Consider the following 720-nt stretch of genomic DNA (forward strand, 5'->3'; position numbering starts at 1 on the left):
TTCTTTGAACCTATAAAGAGTACTGAAAATTTAAAACTTTTACAAGAAGAACTACAAACAATAATTTCTTCTAAAAAAGAAAATTTCAACAAACTAGAATTTGAATCACTCGTTAAAAAAATCACTTATATAAATACACCTTTCAACAAAGACAGATTTCTATTGGCTTATGATTTCTATAAAATAGAATTACCCAATAATTTAAAAAAACTATTAAACAACCGAAATAAATTTTTACACGGAAAGACACCTTACAAAGAAGGAACACTAAAAAATAAAATAAAAGAGTTGAATTTAGAAGCGGACAGGATTCATATGCTAGTTTCAATTCTTCTCTTAAAATATTCTGATTATAGAGGACATATAAAAAATCAAGCAGCCTATAAATTAGAGACTAAAAGATATTACAAAGAACTTGATTTGGAAATAAATGAAAGTTCATTTTATAAAATATAAATCTAGTAAACAACAAACCTTATCATAATCTCATCAACTTAATTATAATAACGAAACCTACCTCACAATCGTTCTAAACGTTAAGTTCACTCGTGATCGGTGGACTTTTTTTGTAGGCGGTAATCGGTGTAACCAATGGGTTTGAGTTTCGTCTTTCATGACCAATAACGAACCATGTTCTAACACCTTATACACCGTTTCTTTGGTCTGTTTGTGTTTAAAACCAAAGCGTCTTTCTGCTCCAAAGCTTAACGAAGCAATCGC

The 720-nt window shown here is 29.2% G+C and carries 2 protein-coding genes; one reads left to right on the forward strand and one right to left on the reverse strand.

Annotated elements, in window-relative coordinates:
• Positions 1-456, forward strand: a 456-nt coding sequence (locus OU788_RS12530) for a hypothetical protein (RefSeq protein WP_274635471.1), incomplete at its 5' end; no start/stop codon positions are given.
• 57 nt (positions 457-513) lie between these two features.
• Here OU788_RS12530 and OU788_RS12535 read toward each other — a convergent pair.
• Positions 514-720: alpha-ketoglutarate-dependent dioxygenase AlkB (locus OU788_RS12535; protein ID WP_274635472.1), on the reverse strand; the 207-nt coding region annotated here is incomplete at its 5' end.

The sequence above is a fragment of the Tenacibaculum sp. L6 genome (assembly GCF_028823685.1).
Taxonomy (GTDB): domain Bacteria; phylum Bacteroidota; class Bacteroidia; order Flavobacteriales; family Flavobacteriaceae; genus Polaribacter.